This window comes from Myxococcus sp. RHSTA-1-4 (assembly GCF_020037125.1).
GTDB lineage: Bacteria > Myxococcota > Myxococcia > Myxococcales > Myxococcaceae > Myxococcus.
Genome location: NZ_JAIQDG010000015.1, coordinates 219992 through 238685 on the forward strand (window position 1 = coordinate 219992; position 18694 = coordinate 238685).

Annotated in this window: 16 protein-coding genes and 1 pseudogene; 11 read left to right on the top strand and 6 right to left on the bottom strand. The window is 71.5% G+C overall.

Features of this window, described 5'->3' with window-relative positions; all coding sequences use genetic code 11:
• Positions 1–30: 30 nt before the first annotated feature.
• Complete coding sequence (locus K8638_RS21525) at positions 31–480, top strand: MarR family winged helix-turn-helix transcriptional regulator (RefSeq protein WP_223756449.1); 450 nt, start codon at positions 31–33, stop codon at positions 478–480.
• Between the two features lie 85 nt (positions 481–565).
• Here K8638_RS21525 and K8638_RS21530 read toward each other — a convergent pair whose 3' ends face one another.
• On the bottom strand, positions 566–1594 hold the full coding sequence (locus tag K8638_RS21530) for a cell envelope biogenesis protein TolA (protein ID WP_223756450.1): 1029 nt from the start codon (positions 1592–1594) through the stop codon (positions 566–568).
• A 237-nt stretch (positions 1595–1831) separates the two neighbouring features.
• Between K8638_RS21530 and K8638_RS21535 the strand changes: the two genes are divergently transcribed.
• Positions 1832–2662 (top strand): 2-oxo acid dehydrogenase subunit E2, encoded by an 831-nt coding sequence (locus K8638_RS21535; RefSeq protein ID WP_223756451.1) that lies wholly within the window; start codon positions 1832–1834, stop codon positions 2660–2662.
• Between the two features lie 3 nt (positions 2663–2665).
• Here K8638_RS21535 and K8638_RS21540 read toward each other — a convergent pair whose 3' ends face one another.
• The 4 genes from K8638_RS21540 to K8638_RS21555 all read right to left on the bottom strand — a co-directional run bounded on the left by K8638_RS21540 (position 2666) and on the right by K8638_RS21555 (position 7286).
• Positions 2666–3484 (bottom strand): AraC family transcriptional regulator, encoded by an 819-nt coding sequence (locus tag K8638_RS21540; RefSeq protein WP_223756452.1) that lies wholly within the window; start codon positions 3482–3484, stop codon positions 2666–2668.
• Between the two features lie 27 nt (positions 3485–3511).
• Entirely contained in the window at positions 3512–4486 is a 975-nt protein-coding gene (locus K8638_RS21545) for a zinc metalloprotease HtpX (RefSeq protein WP_223756453.1), read from the bottom strand.
• A gap of 147 nt (positions 4487–4633) precedes the next feature.
• Positions 4634–6064, bottom strand: coding sequence for an HTTM domain-containing protein (locus K8638_RS21550; protein WP_223756454.1), 1431 nt, complete (start codon positions 6062–6064; stop codon positions 4634–4636).
• A complete protein-coding gene (locus K8638_RS21555) occupies positions 6057–7286 on the bottom strand; it encodes an imelysin family protein (RefSeq protein ID WP_223756455.1) in 1230 nt (409 codons plus the stop codon). Before K8638_RS21555 ends, K8638_RS21550 begins: the two co-directional genes overlap by 8 nt.
• Before the next feature lie 190 nt (positions 7287–7476).
• Between K8638_RS21555 and K8638_RS21560 the strand changes: the two genes are divergently transcribed.
• Together K8638_RS21560 and K8638_RS21565 are read left to right on the top strand one after the other, a co-directional pair.
• Positions 7477–8925 (top strand): hypothetical protein, encoded by a 1449-nt coding sequence (locus K8638_RS21560; protein WP_223756456.1) that lies wholly within the window; start codon positions 7477–7479, stop codon positions 8923–8925.
• Between the two features lie 152 nt (positions 8926–9077).
• A complete protein-coding gene (locus K8638_RS21565; RefSeq protein ID WP_370644069.1) occupies positions 9078–11516 on the top strand; it encodes a TonB-dependent receptor domain-containing protein in 2439 nt (812 codons plus the stop codon).
• A gap of 40 nt (positions 11517–11556) precedes the next feature.
• Here the strand turns inward: K8638_RS21565 and K8638_RS21570 are convergent, their stop codons facing one another.
• Positions 11557–11976, bottom strand: a complete 420-nt coding sequence (locus K8638_RS21570; RefSeq protein WP_225937452.1) for a hypothetical protein — start codon at positions 11974–11976, stop codon at positions 11557–11559.
• Between the two features lie 157 nt (positions 11977–12133).
• Between K8638_RS21570 and fni the strand changes: the two genes are divergently transcribed.
• The 7 genes and pseudogenes from fni to K8638_RS21605 form a co-directional block, all read left to right on the top strand.
• Positions 12134–13192, top strand: a complete 1059-nt coding sequence (gene fni, locus K8638_RS21575) for a type 2 isopentenyl-diphosphate Delta-isomerase (RefSeq protein WP_223756459.1) — start codon at positions 12134–12136, stop codon at positions 13190–13192.
• Positions 13193–13225: 33 nt separating this feature from the next.
• Entirely contained in the window at positions 13226–14554 is a 1329-nt protein-coding gene (locus K8638_RS21580; protein ID WP_223756460.1) for a hydroxymethylglutaryl-CoA reductase, degradative, read from the top strand.
• A 4-nt stretch (positions 14555–14558) separates the two neighbouring features.
• Positions 14559–15491, top strand: coding sequence for a mevalonate kinase (gene mvk, locus K8638_RS21585; protein ID WP_223756461.1), 933 nt, complete (start codon positions 14559–14561; stop codon positions 15489–15491).
• An 8-nt stretch (positions 15492–15499) separates the two neighbouring features.
• Positions 15500–16486 (top strand): diphosphomevalonate decarboxylase, encoded by a 987-nt coding sequence (gene mvaD / locus K8638_RS21590; RefSeq protein WP_223756462.1) that lies wholly within the window; start codon positions 15500–15502, stop codon positions 16484–16486.
• Positions 16486–17565, top strand: a complete 1080-nt coding sequence (locus K8638_RS21595) for a mevalonate kinase (RefSeq protein WP_223756463.1) — start codon at positions 16486–16488, stop codon at positions 17563–17565. The genes mvaD and K8638_RS21595 overlap by 1 nt, the downstream gene beginning before the upstream one ends.
• A gap of 167 nt (positions 17566–17732) precedes the next feature.
• Positions 17733–18326, top strand: a complete 594-nt coding sequence (locus tag K8638_RS21600) for a DUF642 domain-containing protein (RefSeq protein ID WP_223756464.1) — start codon at positions 17733–17735, stop codon at positions 18324–18326.
• 162 nt (positions 18327–18488) lie between these two features.
• A pseudogene (locus K8638_RS21605) lies at positions 18489–18694 on the top strand (hypothetical protein); the annotation flags it as partial.

Consider the following 18694-nt stretch of genomic DNA (forward strand, 5'->3'; position numbering starts at 1 on the left):
TGTAGTTCGCAACCATTCTTCTGGACGGAAATGACGCTCGCCGAGCAAGTCGCATCCCTGCGTCGCACCCTGCGCCGCCGCCTGACGGAGAGGCTCGGGGAGCAGACGGGCAGGCCCTTCATGCAACTGCTGGTGCTGAAGGTCATCGCCGATGGGGCCGTCAGCCAGGTGGCCATCGCGGACCGGCTGTCGGTGGACGCGCCCGCGGTGAGCCGGCTGGTGGACCGCCTGGAGGACGACGGGCTGGTGATGCGCTGCGCGGGGGAGAACCGCCGGTGCGTGAAGCTGGAGCTGTCCGAGAAGGGCAGGGCCGAGCTGCAGCTGATGCGCGGCGCGCTCCAGTGGATGGACGGGGAGCTGCACCACTATCTGGAGGAGGCCGAGGTGTCGGAGCTGAAGCGCCTCTTGCGGAAGCTCCAGGACGGGCTGACGAAGGCGCAGGGCCCCACGCCACACACGGGCTGCGCGGCGGAGGACTGAGGGCCCGGAAACGGCGAAGGGCCCGGCCCCGCGGGAGTCCTCCCGGGAGACCGAGCCCTTCGGCTCGACGGCGTCCGTCAGTACGTCAGACGGGCGCGGGCTTCTGCTCGTCGCTGGCCACGGCGGTGGCGTTGTCGGCCGGGGTGGGCTCGGCGGGAGCCTGCTGAGCGGCGGCCTGGGCCTCGGTCTCCGCGCGGACGCGAGCGGTCTCCTCGGTGCGCTGGTCGCTGGCGGCCATCTCCTCCGGCGTCAGCTCCGTGCGGTCGGCCAGCATGCCCGTCTTCTTCTCCAGGTCCTTGATGGCCCGGCGCAGCAGGTCGCGCTCCAGCAGCGTCCGGTTCAGGCGCTTCTCCAGCGCCTTGTACTTGTCGCGCATCAGGTCCAGGTCGCTCTTCGCGGCGGCGTACACGCGCTGCTGCGTCTCCGTGCGGCCCTTCACCCGGCGCAGCTCCTTCTCCAGCTCCACCGCGCGCGAGCGCTCCTTGTTCGCCTGCGCCTCCAGGCGCTCCATCTTCTCGCGGTCCGCGTCGTTCAGCTCGCGGTAGCGGCGCTGGCCCCGGTCCTCCTTCGCGGCCTCGGCCACGGGCGCCACCGGCACCGCCGCGGCCACCACGGGCTCACCCTCCTTGGCGGGGGCGGAGATCTGCGGCGCGGCCGCCACGGGGGCGGCGGCGGCCGGAGCGGCGGCGGGCTGCGGGCGACGGCCGCGCGACTCCATCTCCGCCCTCAGGCGCTGGTTCTCCGTCAGGACGTTGGCCAGCTCCTCGCGGGTCTGCTCGAGCTGGATGGACGCGGTGCGCTCCACCTCGGCGCGGGCCTTGGCCAGGTCCTGCGAGCCCTTCTCCGACTCCTTCTGCTCGAAGAGCTTGCGCTTGGCCTGCTTGAGCTGCTCCTTCACGTCCTGAAGCTGCGTACGCTGCTCATCCAGCTCCTTCTGCTTCCGCTGGACCTCCGCCTCCGCCTTCGCGCGGCGCTGGGTCTCCGACTCCAGCTCGTTGCGCGACGAGGGCGCGGAGGAGGAGGACGGAAGCGCGGCCCGATTCGAGCCGCCAAAGAGCAGGATGCCGAGTGTCACGGCAAACCCGATCGATACGAGGATGAGTGCAACCAGCACGGAACGACCTCCACGGGGAGATGCAAAAAGCGGGGCAGCCTATCGCCGGGCACCGGCCCGTCAAGGGTCGACTGCCGGACGGCTCCCGCCTGAAGCCTCTATGCCCTGCCTGGGGGTCCCATGCACCCCGGAAATCGTCTCCCTCCGTGGAGGGCTTCCACCCGTGCGGGGCCTTCCACGGCCCCCGGGGAGCCGCGATGCTGGCACACCCGCGCACCCCCGAGGAGCAGGCGCTCGATGGCGCACCTGGAGCTGATTCCCAAGCAGCACATCTCGAGCTTCCGCAAGCTGGCCATCGGGAGCTGGGAGACGGCGTATGACCCCACCGTCTACGGCACGCTCACGGTGCGCATGGACCGGGCGCTTTCCTACATGGAGGCCTTCCAGGCGCGCACGGGTGTGCGGCTCACGGTGACGCACCTGGTGCTCAAGGCCCTGGCGGAGGCGCTGCGCCGCTGTCCGGACGCCAACGCCGTGCTCCGCTTCAGCCGCATCTACCTGCGCCAGCGCATCACCGTGTCCGCGCTGGTGACGCGGCAGGAGGGCGGGGACGTACGGCTGGTGCCGGTGCGGGTGGCGGACGCGGACCGCAAGAGCCTGCGCGAGGTGGCCGCGGAAGTGGACGCGGCGGTGCGGGAGGACGCGGGCCTGAAGCGCGGGTGGCGCCTGGTGGAGCGCGTGCCGTCGCCGCTGCTGCACCTCTTCACGCGGGTGGTGTCGTTCCTGGCGGTGACGCTCAACCTGGACCTGGGACGCTTCGGCCTTCCGAGGGATGCCTTCGGCGCGGCGGTGGTCACGGACGTGGGGGCACTGGGGCTGGACACCGCGTACCTGCCGCTGGTGCCCTTCACGCGGGTGCCCGTGTTCCTCGCGCCCGGCGCGGTGCGGAAGGCGGCCGTGGTGGAGGAGGAGCGCGTGGTGGTGGGGCAGGTGATGAGCGTCAACGCGTCCATCGACCACCGCTTCATCGACGGGTACCACGCCGGTGTGCTGGCCCGCACGGTGCGGGAGATGCTGGAGGACCCGTTCACCGCCTTCGGGCCGCCGGAGGCCGGGGCGGCGGAGTGAGTCCTATGCGCCGCGCAGGCGCCGCAGGTAGTCGGCCGGAGACAGGCCGACGAGCGCCTTGAAGTCCTTGATGAAGTGCGCCTGGTCGAAGTAGCCGAGTGACGCCGCGAGGTCCGCCAGCCGGGGCGGCTCGCCGCCGTCGAGCTTCGCGAGGCGCTCGGCCGCCTCGTGGAGACGGAAGCGCTGGATGACCCACTTGGGGCCCACGCCGACGTACTGGCTGAACAGCCGCTGCAGGGCCCGCTTGCTCAGTCCGAACTCGTCGACGAGCGCATCGACCTTGATGAGCTCCGGGTCCGCGATGATGCGCTCCACGATGCTCCGGACCCGGGCCACGGTGTCGTCCCGGGAGGGCAGGCGCGTGCGCAGGAAGCGCTCCACCTCCGCGGCGCAGGCGCGGTCGTCCTCGTGGCCCAGCACCGCCGTCTCCAGCGCCCGGGTATCCAGGCCCAGCGCCGACTCCAGCGACACGCGCTTGTCCGCGAGGCGCGACACGGGGAAGTTCACGAACGGGTAGAAGGCCCCGGGGTGGAACTTCACGCCGAACGTCCGGCCCCGGCCCTCAATCTTCCGGGTGAACTTCTTCTTCACCACGCCGTGGATTTCCGTGCGGCCCTGCTCAATCGCGAGGTGGACCGTGGGGTGCGAGAGCACCTCCGCCACGTAGGGCTCCTGGCCGCGGAGGTCCCACGTGACAATCCAGTAGTGCGACACGAAGAACGCGAGGTCCTCGGACGGCAGGAGGCGGGTGAGGTCGAATTTCCGCTCACCCGCCTTGAGATTGAGGATGCCCCTGGGCTGTCCGTTCTCTGAGTGAATCATCGCGCGCGGGGCGCGGACCCTACCGCGTCAGTACGCGTACTCCCAGCCGCGAGCGCGGGTGCCGCCCGTGCTCCGGGCGCCCATGTCACGCAGCCTGCGCACGCGCTCCGGAATGGGCGGGTGCGTGGAGAACAGCGCCATCACCCCGCCGCGGTGCAGCGGGTTGACGATGAACAGGTGCGAGGTGGCGGGGGCCCTGTCATACGGCATCAGCTCCGCGCCGCGCTCCAGCTTCAGCAGCGCGTCCGCCAGCGCGTCCGGGTCTCCGCACAGCTCCGCGCCCGTGGCGTCCGCGCCGTACTCGCGCGAGCGGCTCACCGCGAGCTGCAGGAGCGTGGCGGCGATGGGCGCCACCAGCAGCAGCCCCAGGTTGGCGAGCGCGTCCCCGAGGCCGCCCTCTTCATCATCACCGCGGCTGAGCATGGAGCCACCGAACCAGAACAGCATCTGCGCCGCGTAGCTGATGATGCCCGCCAGCGTGGCCGCCACCGTGCCGATGAGCGTGTCCCGGTTGCGCACGTGGCCGAGCTCGTGCGCCAGCACCCCCTCCAGCTCGCGCCGGTCGAGGATGTCCATCAGTCCCGCCGTCACCGCCACCGCCGCGTGGCTGGGATTGCGGCCCGTGGCGAACGCATTGGGCGTGCGCGTGGGCAGGATGTAGACCTTCGGCCTGGGCATGCCCGCCCGCGCCGCCAGCCGCTCAATCATCTGGTGCAGCCAGGGGGCCTGCTCGTACGGCAGCGGCTGCGCGCCGTGGATGGCCAGGGCAATCCTGTCGCTGAACCAGTAGGAGCCGAAGTTCATCACCACCGCGAAGAGGGCCGCGAACATCAGGCCCTGCGGACCGCCGAGCCGCTGGCCGATGGCCAGCACGAGCGCCGTCAGCCCCGCGAGCAGCACCGTCGTCTTGAGCGCGTTGCCCAGACGGTGCCACCCACCGCCGCCGCTCAGCCGTGGCTGGCCGCCGTTCCGGGAAGGGGTGTGGGTGCCGCTGTAAGCCATGGTCGTCTCGTTCCTTTCCCCCGTTCAGGGGCTCCCAAAACGTAAACAGGGGGGAAGGAGCGTCAACGAAAGCGGGCATACCGCGACCGGGCCCCGTGGAGGCGGGGCTCGCTGGCAGAGAGGGCGAGGGAGCGAGCGGCGGCGTGCTCAGCGCCGCGCGGCGTGCAGGGTGGGGCGCAGGCGGATGGGCGGCGACTCCGGTGCGGGGCGGATCCACGGCTTCGCGGCGAGCCCGTCCATCTCGCGCGCGAGGTCCACCGTCGGGTCCAGCAGCAGCTCCGCCGGGCGCCCGTTCAGCGACACGCGCGCCTCGGCGCGGACCTCCACCGGGCCAAGGCCCTTCGCCTCGAAGTCACGCGCGATGCGCCGCGCGAGCTGGAGGATGAGGTCCGGCTGCACGGACATCTCCCGCTCCTGGAGCCGGGTGAGGTACTGGCTGGGAGACACGTGCCACTCCCGGCCGGTGGCCGGGTCGCGGACCATGAACGTCACGCTGCCGTTCTTCTCGCGCGCCATCACCCGCCACGAGAAGCGCATTCCCTGCTCGTGCCAGAGGACGTTGCCCCCATAGAGGTGCGTCCGGAGCGGGAAGCCGACCTGGAGCACGGCGTAGGCCGCCGCCATGCCCAGGGCGAGCCAGGCCTTCCGGCCGGGGGCGCTCACGCTCGCGGCGACGGGCGCCAGGGCCGGCTCCGGAAGGACGGGGCGCTTCGAGAGGAGTGCCCGCACGCGGCCCGCGACCCGCCGGGGCCACGAGGACTCGAAGAAGGCCAGCGCCGCGGTGACCATGATGACGGGGAACATCCCGATGGGGAACAGCGCGGAGGTGGCCGCGTGGAACCCCAGCACCACCACGTACGCGAACGGGCGGAGCCGCCGCGAGAGGAGGAAGGCGACGATGGTGGTGTCGAAGAGGAAGCCCGCCCAGGCCGCGCCGTACGCCACCCAGCGCTGCTCCATCAGCGGGCCCACCACGGGAAGGCTCGTGCGGGCCGCCAGCCAGATGTTGAGCGGCTGCGCGTGGATGAGCCAGTCCGTGGTGAGCTTGGCCATCCCCGCGAAGAAGTAGACCACGCCGACCTGGAAGCGCAGCAGGTACGTGCACCACGCCGGCAGCCAGTCCGAGCGCAGCTCCGGCTTGCGCCACGCGTCCACGGAGAAGGCCCGGTGCGTGGGGATGAAGTTGAGCAGCAGGAGCAGCAGGCTCACCAGGTAGTAGTGGTTGAGGTAGTTGCTCACGTCCACGAGCTGGACGTAGGTGAAGGCGACGAAGAGGAGCGCCACCGCCACGCGGTAGAACAGGCCGGCCGCCACGCACAGCCCCAGCACCGCGAGCAGCGCGAAGACGGCGTGAATCCACGGCGCCGGCAGCGCGGGCACCCAGCCGAAACCCCAGTAGGTGAAGTGGAACCGGGGCTGGGTGAACAGCGTGTCCACCCACCCGTAGGCGAGGAAGCGGATCGCCGACACGGTGACCAGCAACCCGAGCGCCACCCGGAACGCCACCAGCGCGGCGATGTCCCGGGGCGCGAGCAGGACCTTCCAGAGGCGCGCGGCCACCGACGGCTGCTCAGTCATTGTCTCCCTCGACGGACTGGGGCAGCTCCAGGTCCAGCACGGTGACGAGCTCCGTCTTGAGCACGTCCGTCACGCCCTTGACCGCCTCGTAGAGCGCGCGCACCGACTCCTTGTTCTGGGCGAGCGGCGCCTCCAGGTCCGCGCCGGGCACGGCCTCGATGCCGGCCTCGGCCGCCACCATCTTCTCGCGGAGCTTCGCGGCGATGGTCTTGGCGCCGGAGGCCTCCAGCAGGTCGTCGAACCCCACGCCGTCGAAGCCCGCGCCGCACCCCTGGGCGATGCGCCGGAAGCCCACCAGGTTGGCGCGCACGTTCGCCTTCGCGCGCCTGGCGAAGGGCGACTCCAGGTACTCCGGGCACGTCGCGGTGGAGCAGTCCCGGAGCCCCAGCGGCCGCGCCAGCTTCATGTCCTTGACCTCGCGCTCCAGATAGAAGAGCGCGTCGCTGACGGAGTTCAGCGCCACCTGGCTCGTCGGGTAGACGGCGTTGCCGGAGCCGGCCGTCTCCAGGGTACGGGAGAAACCGCCCTTGTCCGGGTCCCACGCGTCCATCAGTTGGGCCGCGCGGCTGCGCACGTCCGTGGCCACCACCGCGGCATAGGCCCGCTTGCGCGCCTCCCGCTCCTCCTGCGACAGGGCCGCCCACGTGCCCTGCGACACGATGGGAGAGGTCGACTGGCAGGCGGTGTCCGAGCCCTCGTGGAACAGGAGGTACTCCAGCGCGTACAGGCCGCGGCGGCTCACCAGCGTGGTGGGGAAGCTGGACGACTCGTAGCCCTTGCTGACGATCTGCTCCTCGATGGCGCAGCGGCTGACCAGCGGCCAGGAGTAGATGTTGTCGCGAATCTCCGCGCCGCCGGGGAGGCTCCGGGGCGCCGCCGGTCCAAGCTGCATGACCTCCGCGACCTGCCACCGGTCCATGGCGTCGTGGAAGGCCGCGCGCGCGGCGTCGCGCGTGGTGGCGTCCGGCTGGGCCGCCCAGGCCGCCACCGCCGTCTCCAGCGCCGTGGCCGAGGTGAGGAACTCACGGGCCGTCTGCTGCACGCAGGCGCTGGTGGCCACCAGCAGCGCCTGGCGCGACGCCGACGTGTCCGGGCCACCGGTCCCCGCATCCGGCTTGCTTCCCTCTCCCTTGCACGCCGTGAGGCACAGGAGGGCGGGGACGACGAGCGCGAGCGCGCTCCCCCGGCGCATGGTGGCGGGACGTGGTGACTCGGTGTTCATGGGGCCCTCGCTATCACGGCGCCGTTGGTAATGACAATCAACCTCAAAATCCCACACCTCCGGGACCCGTTTCATTCCCGCAGCAGCTTGACACCTACACGCGAACCGTTCTACGAGGCTCACCGCGCGATTCTGAGAACGATTATCGTTTGCAGGTTTGCCCGAGATACCCCCGGAGGGGAGAGACAACATGCGGAACACCTGGGAGCACGGCGGTTTTCTGGCGCGCGCGGCGGTCCTCGCGCTGGCGCTCGCGTGCCTGCCTGCCTGTGGCGACGACGACGAGACGCCGGTGCCCGACGCCGGCACGCAGCCGGAGGAGGACGCGGGGACGGATGCCGGCACGGATGCCGGGACGGTGGTGGACAGCGACATCGCGGTGGTGCGCTTCAACACGGACGGCACGCTGGACACGTCGTTCGGCGCCAGCGGCATCACCCGCCTGGACTGGAGCAAGGCGGCTGGCGGTACGCGTGACTCCGTCTGGGGCCTGACGGTGGACTCCTCGGACCGCATCGTCCTGTTCGGCTCCAAGCGCGGCGACGGCGACCGCGTCGACGCCGACCGGGTCGTCGCCCGGCTGACGGCGAACGGCAGCCCGGACACCGCGTTCGACACCGGCGGCATGGTCACCCTCAACATCGGCAACCTGGGTGACAACCCGCGGCACGGCATCGTCGACCGCGACGGGAAGATTGTCGCGTCCGGGTACATGTCCCAGCCCACGGGCGTGGGGGCGCAGACGGCCAACCGCATCGTGCTGCAGCGGCTGAATGACGACGGCAAGGCGGACGAGACGTTCGGCTGGAAGGGCGTGGTGAGCTCGGCGCCGTTCATGGCCCAGAGCCCGTCCAACCCGGAGTGGGGCATGGTCGAGGCCTACGCCGTGGGCGTCCAGGCCGACGGCAGCTACGTCACCACCGGCTACGGCCGTACCGCGTCCACGGGCACGGTGGACCTGGTCTCCTTCCGCTACTTCCCCTCGGGCGAGCGCGACACCACGTGGGGCTCGGCGGGTGTGGCCCTGGTCGACGTGGCGGGCGACAATGACCGCGGCCGCCACCTGGCGGTCCTGAAGGATGACGGCGTGTGCATGGTGGGCAGCGCGACCCCGGCCGCGCAGAAGATCTCCGCCATGGTGCTGATGCTCGACAAGGGCGGCGCGCGGAACACGAACTTCTCGGCGGACGGCTACAAGCTCTACGACTTCGAGCGCCCGGAGCAGGCGTTCTTCGGCGTGGCGGCCTCCGCCGACGGCAACTGGGTCGCCGCGTCAGGCTACCGCGCGGGCGGCAGCCAGGACGACGACGCCGTCATCGCCATCCTCCCGGTGGGGACGAACTCCGCCCAGGAGGTCGCCAGGGCCACGCCCATCTCCGAGACGGAGAATGACCGCTTCTGGGCCGTTGCCTTCGACTCCGCCAACAAGGTGTATGGCGCGGGCTTCGTCACCGAGGGGGGTGACAACCGCATGGTGGTGGCGCGCTTCAACACGGACGGCACGCTGGACACCACCTTCGGCACGGGCGGCATCGTGAAGCTCAACGTGGTTGCCGCGAAGACGGAGGAGACCCTCCGCGGCATCGCGGTCCAGTCCAACGGCAAGATCGTGGTAACGGGCGCCATCGACAAGCTGTAGCAATCCGCGCCATCAGCAGGACCGGGCGCCAGGGCCGGGGAGGGTGGTCCGCGAGCGGGCCGCCACCCCGGCTTCCTGGGTCTGGAGTGGTACGCATCAGGAATCGACATCAGCGACGAGACAAGGGCGGTACGCCTCAGATGGCATTGTTCATGGAGAGGGTGAAGCGGGCGCGGGCGTGGACGGTTCCGGCGCTCCTGTGCGTGTTCGGGTCATCGGCGGCGGTGGCGCAGTCGGTGCCCCCCGAGCCCCAGGGCACGGTGGACACGGGCGTCCCGGCGCCCACGCCGGAGACCCCGGCGTCCGAGGCTCCGGCGACGTCCGAGGCTCCGGCGGCGCCCCAGGCTCCCGTGGCCGAGGACGCAACGCCCCCGAGCCCTGGAGCCGAGGCGCCGGTGGCCGGGGAAACGGCTCCCGCGGCCCCGCCGTCCGATGCGCCCGTGGCCGGGGACCTCACGCCTCCGTCCGAGGCCGTGCCCCCCGTGGCCGCCGAGGCCGGACAGAAGAAGTTCGAGAGCGTGGTGGTGGGCACGTCCGAGACGCGCACCAGCGGCTCCATCCACGTCATGAAGCCGGCCCAGCTCGAGCGCTTCGAGCAGGATGATCCGGCCACCGTCCTGCAGTCCGTGCCCGGCGTGTACGCGCGAGGCGAGGATGGGTACGGGCTCCGGCCGAACGTGGGCCTGCGCGGCGTCAACCCGGACCGCAGCAAGAAGGTCACCCTGCTGGAGGACGGCGTCCTCTTCGGCCCCGCGCCGTACTCCGCGCCGGCGGCCTACTACTTCCCGCTCGTCACGCGCATGCAGTCCGTGCGCGTCCTGAAGGGCCCCTCCGCCATCCAGCACGGCCCGCAGACGGTGGGCGGCTCGGTGGAGTTCATCACCCGCGACATCCCCGCGGCCGAGTCCGGCTGGCTGGACGTGGCCGGCGGCAACTACCTGTACGGCAAGGCCCACGGCGTGTTCGGCGCGAGCACCGAGCGCGCGGGGTTCCTGGTGGAGGGAGTCCACCTGCGCAGCAGCGGCTTCAAGGAACTGGACGGTGGCGGCCACACCGGGTTCCGCCGGAACGAGTGGATGGCGAAGGGCCGCTACCGGCTCGTCCCCGAGGGGCCGGCGCGGCAGAGCCTCCAGCTCAAGCTGGGCTACTCCGACGAGATTTCCAACGAGACGTACCTGGGCCTGAGCGACGAGGACTTCCGCGCCAACCCGCTGCGCCGCTACGTCTCGAGCCGCATGGACCGGATGGAGAACCAGCGCACCCAGGTGGTCCTCAGCCACCTGCTGGAGGCCGGCTCCCTGGCGGTGACGACCACGGCCTACCGCCATGACTTCGCCCGCGTCTGGCGCAAGGTGAACCGGTTCCGCGGCACCTCCATCTCGGACGTGCTCGCGGACCCGACGAGCGCGCGTAACGCCATCTACTACGGCGTGCTCACGGGGGAGCTGGACAGCTCGTCGTCGCAGGAGGCGCTGCTCATCGGTCCCAATGACCGCACCTTCGTCTCGCAGGGTCTCCAGAGCGTGGCACGGTGGAGCGCCGAGACGGGCCCGCTGCGCCACAGCCTCGAGGCCGGGGTGCGCTACCACTTCGACAGCATCGCCCGGCTCCACACCGAGGACGCGTACCTCATGCAGGGCGGCGAGCTGGTCTTCGCCGGAGAGCCCACGTCCACCACCGCCAACAACAAGGACTCCACCCACGCCCTGGCGCTGCACGTGACGGACGCCATCACCTGGGGGCCGCTGGTGCTGACCCCGGGCGTCCGGTTGGAGCTCATCCGCTCGCGCTCCGTGGACCGGCTGACGGGTGAGAGCTCCTCGGGCGCGGTGGAGGCGCTGATGCCGGGCGTGGGCCTCTTTGGCGGGGTGACGCGCGAAATCGGCCTCTTCGCGGGCGTGTACCGCGGCTTCTCGCCGCCGGCGCCGGGGCAGCCCGACGTGGTGCTCCCGGAGAAGAGCATCAACTCCGAGGCCGGCGTCCGCTGGACGCGCCGGGGCGAGCGCTTCGAGGTGGTGGGCTTCTTCAACGACTACTCGAACCTCACCGACATCTGCACCTTCTCCAGCGGGTGCCTGGACGAGAACCTGGACCGGCAGACGGACGCCGGAGAGGCCCACATCTACGGACTGGAGGCCTTCGCGGAGAAGACCTTCCGCCCCGGCGGGGGCCTGACGTTCCCCATCTCGCTGTCCTACACCCTGACGAAGACGGAGCTGCTGGAGGACTTCCAGTCGGCGGACCCGCAGTTCGGCAACGTGCGCGCCGGTGACGAGCTGCCCTACGTGCCCCGGCACCAGCTCTTCGCCTCGGCGGGCGTGGAGGGCCGGCTCGGCGGCGTCTTCATCAGCACCCTCTTCGTGGACTCCATGCGCGAGGAGGCGGGGCAGGGCGAGGTGCCCGCGGGCCAGTTGACGGACTCCGTGCTCACCTTCGACGTCAACGCGAACTGGAACTTCTCCCGCTGGGGGCAGCTCTACCTCGTCGCGCGCAACGTGTTCGACGAGCAGGCCATCGTGTCGCGGCGTCCCTACGGCGCCCGCCCCAACGCGCCGCGGACGGTCATCCTCGGGGCCAAGCTGAGCATGTGAGCCGGGCCCATGGACTCCGTCCGCCTCCGGGCGGGCGGAGTCACAGGTAGAAGCGGTCCGTCACGCCAGCGGTGCGCTGGAGGATGGCGCTCCAGCCCAGCCACAGGTCGATGCCGCTCTGTCCGGCCGCCGGCTCTCCCCCCAGCGCGCCGAGGGAGCCCGTGCAGCCCGCGAGGGTGCACAGCCCGGACTCCTTCAGGTGCTCCAGGAGGACGCGCGGGGTGGGCATGCCTCGCGACTCGAAGCGGTCGGTGACGTCGTCACGCCCCGCGAAGTCCGGCTCGTCCAGCGCGCCCTTCAGGAAGCGCTCCAGGGCCCACCAGAAGAGGTACACCTCCGCCTTCCGCCCGGAGGCCACCGCGGCGGCGGCGATGGAAAGCCCCTGGTGGACGCGGTCGTAGTCGCCGCTGTGCAGGAAGACGACCACCTTGGACGGAGGCGTGCTCACCCCGGGCCTCATACCGCCCACAAGCCGACCTCGTCCATTCGAGTCCGGAGGGCGACCGCCCGGGGTCCTTTGGCTTGCGCCCCGCCCCCGCCGCTTGCTAGGAAACCCCCGGTCATTCAGGCACTTACACGCTTAGGGCGTTTCGGGCGGACCGGGTTCGGACATCATCATGGGTGAGGACATCACAGCCAGGCGCAAGGATGCCCACCTGGACCTGTGCGCCACCGGAGACGTCGAGCCCACCGGGAACAGCACCCTGCTGGAGTGTGTGCGGCTGGTCCACTGCGCCATGCCGGAGATGGCGGTGGACGATGTGGACCTGTCGGCGCCCTTCCTGGGCAAGCGGCTGCGCTACCCGCTCCTCATCACGGGGATGACGGGCGGCACCGAGCGCGCCGGCGCGGTCAACCGCGACATGGCGCTGCTCGCCGAGCGTCACGGCCTGGCCTTCGGCGTGGGCAGCCAGCGCGCCATGGCGGAGGACGCCTCGCGGGCGGCCTCGTTCCAGGTGCGGCAGGTGGCGCCCACGGTGGCGCTGCTGGGCAACATCGGCCTGTACCAGGCGGTGCGGCTGGGCGTGGAAGGGGCGCGGCGGCTGGTGGACGCCATTGGCGCGGACGGGCTGGCGCTGCACCTCAACGCGGGCCAGGAGTTGACGCAGCCGGAGGGCGACCGGGACTTCCGGGGCGGCTACCGCGTGGTGGAGGCGCTGGTGCAGGCCTTCGGCGACCGGCTGCTGGTGAAGGAGACGGGGTGCGGCATCGGCCCGGACGTGGCGCGGCGCCTGGTGGACCTGGGCGTGCGCAACCTCGACGTGTCCGGCCTGGGCGGTACCTCGTGGGTGCGGGTGGAGCAGCTTCGCGCGTCGGGCGTGCAGGCCGAGTTGGGGGCCGAGTTCAGCACGTGGGGCATCCCCACCGCGGCGGCCCTGGCCACCGTGCGGCGGAGCGTGGGCCCGGACATCCGGCTGGTGGCAAGCGGAGGCATCCGGACGGGGTTGGAAGTGGCCAAGGTGCTCGCGCTGGGCGCGGACCTGGCCGGCATGGCGCTGCCGCTGTTCCGCGCGCAGCAGGCCGGTGGATTCGAGGGGGCGGAGGCCGCGCTGGGAGTCATTCTCGCGGGGCTGCGGCAGGCGCTCGTCCTGACGGGGAGCAGAAGCTGCGCTGAACTGCGACAGCGGCCCCGGGTGGTGACCGGAGAGTTGAAGGATTGGCTGGCGGCCCTGTAGAGCAGGCCCGCGCCGAAGTGGAGAAGGAAGAACATGTCTGAGACCGTGACGTCCCGGCTCGCCGGGTTCCACAAGCTGCCGATGGAGGAGCGCCTCGCGCTGCTCGCCCGGATGTTCCGGCTCACCCCCGAGGACCTGCAGCAGCTTCGTGGCACGGAGGCACTGCAGCCCGTCCTGGCCAACCAGATGATCGAAAACGCGGTGGGGACCTTCTCCCTGCCGCTGGGCCTGGGCCTCAACATGCAGGTCAACGGGCTCGACTACCTGGTGCCCATGGCGGTGGAGGAGCCGTCGGTGGTGGCCGCGGTGTCCTTCGCCGCGAAGATCGTCCGCGAGGCGGGGGGCTTCACCGCCGAGGCCGACGACTCGATGATGATCGGCCAGGTGCAGGTGACGCGGTACGGGGACCCCACCGTGGCCACCGAGCGCATCCTGGCGCACAAGGAGCAGATTCTCGCGCTGGCCAACAGCTTCCACCCGTCCATGGTGGCGCGTGGCGGTGGCGCGCGGGACGTGGAGGTGCGCGTGCTGCCGGCGCCGGAAGGGCCGCGTGGCGAGCCGCTGCTCATCGTCCACATCCTCATCGACACGCAGGAGGCGATGGGGGCCAACCTCATCAACACCGTGGCGGAGGGCGTGGCGCCGCTCATCGAGCAGATCACCGGCGGCAAGGTGTACCTGCGCATCCTGTCCAACCTGGCGGACCGCCGGCTGGCGCGCGCGATGTGCCGGATTCCCCTGGCGCAGCTCGCGGACTTCAACATGCCGGGCGAGGAGATCGCCGAGGGCATCGCCCAGGCCAGCCGCTTCGCGGAGGCGGACCCGTACCGCGCGGCCACGCACAACAAGGGCGTGATGAACGGCATCGACGCGGTGGCCATCGCCACGGGCCAGGACTGGCGCGCGATCGAGGCCGGCGCGCACGCGTTCGCCTGCCGCGGCGGGCAGTACCGGCCGCTGTCCACCTGGTACCTGGAGGAGGGCCACCTGGTGGGCCGGATTGAACTGCCCATGGCGCTGGGCACGGTGGGCGGCCCCATCAAGGTGCACCCGGGCGTGCAGATGGCGCTGAAGCTGATGCGCACCACCAACGTGCGCGAGCTGTCCATGGTGTTCGCGGCGGTGGGCCTGGCGCAGAACTTCGCGGCGCTGCGGGCGCTGGGCAGCGTGGGCATCCAGAAGGGCCACATGGCGCTGCACGCGCGCTGCGTGGCGGTGACGGCGGGCGCGCGCGGCCACTGGGTGGAGAAGATCGCCAACCTCCTGGTGAAGGCCGGCCACGTGAAGGTGGAGAAGGCCAGGGAAATCCTCGCCAGCCTCCCGGCCGAGGACGCGGCGGCCGCCACCGGCACCAACCTCTGAGCCCGTGGCCCCCCGCCCTCCACCGTTAGAGGCCTTCGGCGCCGGCAAGGTCATCCTGCTGGGCGAGCACAGCGTGGTGTACGGCCACCCGGCGCTGGCCGGGCCGTTGTCCCAGGGTGTGACGGCGCGCGGGGTGCCCGCGAAGCGGTGCCAGCTCGTGCTGCCTTCCACGCTGAACCGGCACCAGCGCGCGCAGCTCACCGCGGCCTTTGCCCGCGCGGCGAAGGTTACCGGTGAGCCTCCGCTGAAGGTGTCGCTGGACGCGGACCTGCCGCTGGCCGTGGGCCTGGGCAGCTCCGCGGCGCTGTCCGTGGCGTGCTCGCGGCTGCTCTTGAAGGCGGCGGGGAAGGCGCCCACGGCGAAGGAGACGGCGCGGGTGGCGTGGGAGATGGAGCAGGAGTTCCATGGCACGCCGTCCGGCGTGGACCACACCACCAGCGTGGAGGAGCGGCTCGTCCTCTACCGCCGCAAGCCCGGCACGGCCGTGGGCAAGGGGCGGGTGCTGGCTTGTCCGAAGCCGCTGAGCGTGGTGGTGGCGCTGGCGGGCGAGCGCAGCCCCACCAAGGCGACGGTGGGGGCGCTGCGCGAGCGGCAGGCCCGCTGGCCCGAGCGGTACCAGCGCCTCTTCAAGGAGATTGGCCGGGTGGCCTCCGAGGGCGCGAAGGCGGTGGAGGCGGGAGACCTGGCGGCGCTGGGGGACGCGATGAACGTCAACCAGGGATTGCTGGCGGCGCTGGGGCTGTCGTCCCCGCCGCTGGAAGAGATGGTGTACCGGCTGCGGGGGCTGGGGGCGCTGGGCGCCAAGCTCACCGGGGCCGGCGGAGATGGTGGGGCCGTCATCGGCCTGTTCCTCGAACCCGCGCCCGCGGTGGCGAAGCTGACCGCGCTCGGCGTGCGGTGCTTCAGCAGCCAGCTCGCGGGTCCGCGGGCGTCGTGAGTCCTTTCATGAAAGCCACTGCCCTGGCGCATCCGAACATCGCCCTGGTGAAGTACTGGGGGAAGCGGGACGAGGCGCTCATCCTGCCGCACCAGTCCAGCCTGTCCCTCACGCTCTCCCCGCTGTCGGTGACGACGACGGTGGAGTTCGGCGTGGTGGGCGACCACGTGGAGATCAACGGCCACACCGCGAAGGGCAGCGAGCGCGAGCGCGTGCTGCGCCTCCTGGAGTCGGTGCGGGCGGCGGCGGGGAAGGACCTGGGCCCGGCGAAGGTGGTGTCGCGCGGGGACTTCCCCATGGCGGCGGGCCTGGCGAGCAGCGCGGCGGGCTTCGCGGCGCTGGCGGTGGCGGGGCGCGCGGCGGCGGGACTGCCGGCGGAGCCCCGGGCGGCGAGCATCCTGGCGCGTCTGGGCAGCGGCTCGGCGTGCCGGAGCGTGCAGGGCGGCTTCTGCGAGTGGCAGCGTGGAGAGCGTCCGGACGGCGAGGACAGCTTCGCGGTGCAGCGCTTCGGCGCGGAGCACTGGCCGGACGTGCGCATGGTGGTGGCCATCCTGGACCGCGGCGAGAAGGAGGTGAAGTCGCGGGACGGGATGAAGCACACGGTGGATACCAGCCCGTACTACCCGGCGTGGGTGCAGGACGCGGAGAAGGAGATTGGCCAGGCGCGCGAGCACATCTCCCGGAGGGACTTGCAGGCCCTGGGCGAGCTGTGTGAGCGCAACGCGTGGAGGATGCATGCCACGGCGCTCGCTGCGGACCCGCCGCTCTGCTACCTGAACTCGGCGACGCTGGCGCTCATCCAGCACCTGCGCGAGCAGCGGAAGAAGGGCATGCCGGTGTGGTTCACGCTGGACGCGGGGCCCAACCCGGTGCTGCTGACGGACGCGGCGCACGAGGTGGCGGCCGAGGCGCTGGCGCGCGCGTGCGGCGCGGTGGATGTGATTCGCTGCGTGCCCGGCGGTGACGCGGCGCTGAAGCCGGAGCACCTGTTCTGATGGAGCGGGCCCTCTCCGCGCCGGGCAAGCTGTTCGTCTCCGGCGAGTACGCGGTGCTGTGGGGCGGAGTGGCGCGCGTGGCCGCGGTGGCGCCCCGCACGGCGGCGTACGTGCGGCGGCGCGCGGATGCCCGCGTGCACGTGTGCCTGGAGGAGGGGACACTGGCCGGGAGCACCACGCCCCTGGGCGTGCGCTGGGAGCGCGAGGTGCCGGCGGGGTTCTCCTTCGTGGCGCGCACGCTGGACGAGGCGCTGCGGGCGCACGGCCGCGCGGCCCCGGGCTTCGACCTGGCCGTGGCGCCGTCCGCGGTGGGCCCCAACGGGCAGAAGCTGGGCATGGGCGGCAGCGCGTGCGCGACGGTGCTGGCGGCGGAAGGGGCGCGCTACGTGCTGGAGGAGCGCTACGACGCGCTGAAGCTGGCGCTGGCGGCGCATGCGCTGGGGCAGGGCGGGAAGGGGAGCGGCGGGGATGTGGCCGCGAGCTTCGCCGGAGGGCTGCTGCGCTACCGGCGCTATGACGTAGCGCCGCTCATCGAGGCGAGCAATGCCGGGCGGCTGCGGGCCGCGTTGGCGGAGTCCCCGCCCGTGGACCTGTGGCGGCTGGCCGTGCCCCGCGTGTCCATGGCGTATGCCTTCACGGGCGAGAGCGCGTCCACGCGGGTGCTGATTGGCCAGGTGGAGGCGCGGCTGGAGGAGGCGGGGCGGCGGGCCTTCGTGGCGCGCTCTGACGCGCTGGGACACGAGATTGAGGCGGGCCTGGGTGGCGGGGACTTTCGCTCCTTCTCAGAGGCCGTGAAGGCGCAGCACGAGTTGCTGTTGGAGCTGGGCCCGCTGGAGACGGAGGGCATGCGGCGGGTGCTGGCGCTCGCGGCGGCCTACGGCTGCGCGGGGAAGCTGTCCGGGGCGGGGGGCGGAGACGGCTGCATCCTCTTCGCTCCGGACGTGCAGGCGCGCGCGGAGCTGTGCAAGGGACTGGAGGCGCGTGGCTTCCATACCCTGCCGCTGGACGCGGAGCCCGGCGTGCGCGGCGAGGCACAGGTGGATGCGCGGCTGCGCAACTGGGTCGACGCGCTCACCTGAGAGTCAATGCGGACCCCTGACGCCCGCGCCTTCGGCGTGTGGCGTTTTTGTTATCAATTCAATGTTTCACGCCCCACACGTTTCACGGTTGCGGCTGTCACGCCGTGTCGTTTGAGCGGAGGGTCAGAACGGCCCCCGCCGCGACCAACAACTGAGCAGGGGCCACAATGAACCTGAAGCAGATCATCCGTGGGAGCACCGTCGTTGGCCTGGGACTGGGTTTCGCGCTGACGGGTTGCGGAGGCGTTGAGCCGGGCGACGCGTCCGAGCCCGCGGAGCTGGGCAGCACCGAGCAGGGCATCAACGTCGTGACGAACAGCGGCTTCGAGTCCGCTCCCGCCGGTGTCTACAACTACACCATCCTCTCCACGGGCGCGACGACGCTCACGAACTGGACCATCGGCAGCAGCATCAAGGTGATGCACAGCACCTACAAGACGCCGCACGGTGGTACCAAGTCCATCGACCTCAACGGGTACGGCGCGGGCAGCATCTCGCAGACGATTCCCACGGTGGTGGGGGCCGGCTACACGGTGCGCTTCTACGTGTCCAATAGCCCCAACTGCGTGGGCGTGAGCCGCTCGGCGAAGCTGACCTATGGGCCGTCGACGGCGAGCTTCTCGAACACGTCCGGGTCCTGGAGCCTGCGGACCTACGTGTTCAACGCCACGAGCACCAGCACCCTCATCAAGCTGGAGAGCACCTCGGGCGGCGTGAGCTGCGGCCTGGCCATCGACGACCTCACGGTGGACGGCCCGTGATTCACGCGTAGCACCGCGCGCCCGGGCGGACGGAGTTGGCTCCTCCGTCCGGGCGCGTGGCTTTGGGGGGGGCGTGGTGGGCCTGGCATAGACTGTCGGCCCGTCATGACCGCGATTCGGTGGGGAGCAAGGAGGACACTCCGTCAGTTCGGCGCCCTTTTCATGGTGCTGCTGACCGCGTGCGGCGGCACGCCGCGAGCCTCGAGGCAGACCTGGGATGACCACGAGGTGGGGCCGGGCACGGCCCGATACGGGTTGAGCGTCATCTCGCCAGGTAACGCCCCAGCTGAGCCGGTGGAGGTGGATGAGGACGACTTCACGGAGGCCGTGACGAGGCTGGTCCGTGGCGTGCGGCCCGAGGCGCGGCC

Bases quoted from the DNA above. Each gene is read 5' to 3' on its own strand.
- K8638_RS21525 (WP_223756449.1), top strand. From the start codon at position 31: ATGACGCTCGCCGAGCAAGTCGCATCCCTGCGTCGCACCCTGCGCCGC.
- K8638_RS21535 (WP_223756451.1), top strand. From the start codon at position 1,832: ATGGCGCACCTGGAGCTGATTCCCAAGCAGCACATCTCGAGCTTCCGC.
- K8638_RS21540 (WP_223756452.1), bottom strand. From the start codon at position 3,484: ATGATTCACTCAGAGAACGGACAGCCCAGGGGCATCCTCAATCTCAAG.
- K8638_RS21545 (WP_223756453.1), bottom strand. From the start codon at position 4,486: ATGGCTTACAGCGGCACCCACACCCCTTCCCGGAACGGCGGCCAGCCA.
- K8638_RS21550 (WP_223756454.1), bottom strand. From the start codon at position 6,064: ATGACTGAGCAGCCGTCGGTGGCCGCGCGCCTCTGGAAGGTCCTGCTC.
- K8638_RS21555 (WP_223756455.1), bottom strand. From the start codon at position 7,286: ATGAACACCGAGTCACCACGTCCCGCCACCATGCGCCGGGGGAGCGCG.
- K8638_RS21560 (WP_223756456.1), top strand. From the start codon at position 7,477: ATGCGGAACACCTGGGAGCACGGCGGTTTTCTGGCGCGCGCGGCGGTC.
- K8638_RS21565 (WP_370644069.1), top strand. From the start codon at position 9,078: ATGGAGAGGGTGAAGCGGGCGCGGGCGTGGACGGTTCCGGCGCTCCTG.
- K8638_RS21570 (WP_225937452.1), bottom strand. From the start codon at position 11,976: ATGAGGCCCGGGGTGAGCACGCCTCCGTCCAAGGTGGTCGTCTTCCTG.
- fni (WP_223756459.1), top strand. From the start codon at position 12,134: ATGGGTGAGGACATCACAGCCAGGCGCAAGGATGCCCACCTGGACCTG.
- K8638_RS21580 (WP_223756460.1), top strand. From the start codon at position 13,226: ATGTCTGAGACCGTGACGTCCCGGCTCGCCGGGTTCCACAAGCTGCCG.
- mvaD (WP_223756462.1), top strand. From the start codon at position 15,500: ATGAAAGCCACTGCCCTGGCGCATCCGAACATCGCCCTGGTGAAGTAC.
- K8638_RS21595 (WP_223756463.1), top strand. From the start codon at position 16,486: ATGGAGCGGGCCCTCTCCGCGCCGGGCAAGCTGTTCGTCTCCGGCGAG.
- K8638_RS21600 (WP_223756464.1), top strand. From the start codon at position 17,733: ATGAACCTGAAGCAGATCATCCGTGGGAGCACCGTCGTTGGCCTGGGA.